Source organism: Bartonella sp. MU70NMGDW (assembly GCF_042194085.1).
Taxonomy (GTDB): Bacteria; Pseudomonadota; Alphaproteobacteria; order Rhizobiales; family Rhizobiaceae; genus Bartonella; species Bartonella grahamii.
The window spans coordinates 1-2078 of sequence record NZ_JBHIMK010000211.1 but is presented as its reverse complement, the minus strand read 5'-3'; the positions used below and the strand labels follow the sequence as shown (position 1 = coordinate 2078).

Annotated in this window: 2 protein-coding genes; both read left to right on the top strand. The window is 34.0% G+C overall.

Translation table 11 applies throughout. The features are described from left to right. Window positions 1-213 (top strand): ATP-binding domain-containing protein (locus tag ACFIKE_RS09815; protein WP_375649641.1); only part of this gene is annotated, 213 nt, incomplete at its 5' end. 84 nt (window positions 214-297) lie between these two features. Then, window positions 298-1032, top strand: coding sequence for a pyridoxine 5'-phosphate synthase (locus tag ACFIKE_RS09810; protein WP_375626555.1), 735 nt, complete (start codon window positions 298-300; stop codon window positions 1030-1032). Window positions 1033-2078: the final 1046 nt, after the last annotated feature.

Below are 2078 nucleotides of genomic sequence, written 5' to 3'. Positions count from 1 at the left end.
TTTGAAAACCCTGATCAAGAAATTTCATGGCAATTAAAAAAGCGATATGATGATTTTGATTATGGGTATGCATTAACGGTTCATAAAGCGCAAGGTTCTCAATGGAATAACGTCGTTTTGTTTGATGAAAGTTTTGCATTTCGTGATATGTATGCGCGCTGGCTTTATACGGGAATTACGCGCGCAGCAGAACGTTTAATGATTGTTCGATAGAAAAAATATGTATATTATCTAAGTTTCAGATGGAAAATGCCTTTTTTCTATCTTGTTACACACTATAGAAAAATGGAAATGGGCATGGCGGTAAAACTTTCGGTTAATCTTAATGCTGTTGCTGTTTTGCGTAATCGACGGAATCTTCCGTGGCCAAATATCACGCATATTGGGCATATAGCGCTTGCTGCTGGAGCAGCAGGTTTGACTGTTCATCCACGCCCCGATGAAAGGCATATTCGTTTTGCGGATTTGCCAGATATATACTGTTTAATCAAGAACAATTTTCCTGCGGCTGAGTTTAATATTGAAGGTTATCCCAGTGATCAATTTTTGGATATTGCTGAAAACTACGCGGATCAGATTACCCTTGTTCCTGATGATCCAAATCAGCCAACGTCTGATCATGGTTGGAATTTTTCTCATGATGCGGAATTTTTGGCACCCGTTGTTAAGCGTTTGAAAAAAAGAAAGATTCGTGTATCACTTTTTGCTAATCCTACTATCGACGGTCTTGATATTGCTAAAGCAATAGGGGCTGATCGTGTGGAATTTTATACGGGACCTTACGGTGGTGCATTTCAGGAAAAAATAAAACAGGATCAGGAGCTCAATAAACTTGTTTTAGCAGCAAAAAAAGCCAAAGAACTGCAATTAGGTATCAATGCAGGTCACGATTTGACGATTGCTAATCTTCCTGCTCTTATCAATCGTATTCCTTGGCTTGATGAAGTTTCTATTGGCCATGGGCTCATTGCCGATGCATTAGAGTATGGAATGCGTGATACTGTTCAGCGTTTTGTTCGGTTATTATCGTAATCTTTTTCTCTCTATGAAATTGAAAGAGAAATTTTTATAAAGCTTTGCCAATTTATCTTAAAAAATAATATATGTTTAGATAACTAGCACTATTAGCGTGCATTATAAATATTCTATTGTTGCTCTGTTTATTGGTTGCTTTCTATCTTTTGTTTTTGAGTGTATGCGATGTTTTTTATTTGTACTATCTATTAGGGAGAAGAAATAGGGATTGGAAGGTATTTTCCTTGTAAAAGAGTGCGTAGGGTTTTTATGGATCAATACACAAATTTTCTTGATGTTTGAGCTCATTTTACGGGTTATCTGTAAATAGTATAATGTAAAATCATCCATGGATGATATGAAGTCTATTGCTATCATCATTTTATTGGCTAATTCAATGTTGTGGCAGTTTTTGGCATAGTGGCAGTTTTTGGCATATAAGGGTTTTGATGATATTGACTTGTAGCTTTATGAAGTAAAGAGAGTGGTGTGCAATAAATCTTAGGCGATTATAGGGGGCCTAGAAAAGGGCTCGAGCACATTAAAAGTTCTTTATAAGGCGCCATAAATGAATAACATAATGGCAGTATGGGGGTGTTCTTTTTCGCGTGAGAAGCGTGGATATTAAAGAACGTAAAAATTAAAATGTTCTCTTTATTATTCTAAAAATATTGTTGTATATGCTTTTGAATATCGTATTAAAACAATACTTGTTATTTTGTAATTTTTCTTGCTATCCGTATTGATTTGGTTCATGTTAAAAATTGTATATTTTATCTTAATTTTTAGAATATAGTTTTTTGTTGCACGATAGAAGAGTAAAATATTAGCAAATATATTTTCTTTAGAAATCTTGTTTTGCGTAATTATTCTTTTTGTAGAATAGTAGTTGAAGTTGATTTGGGGATCTGTATATGTTTTGGGTATGTTTGGGGACTACAGTTTTTTTTATGCAATATGTAAACTTTAAAAATTATTCAATTGCTATGTTCTTATAAGCGGTGTTTTTTGTCTTTATAAGTGTGTGATGCACTGAAGATAATGTTTCTTATTTAATAAAAATA

Coding starts and splice junctions, on each gene's coding strand:
- ACFIKE_RS09810 (WP_375626555.1), top strand. CDS start 298: ATGGCGGTAAAACTTTCGGTTAATCTTAATGCTGTTGCTGTTTTGCGT.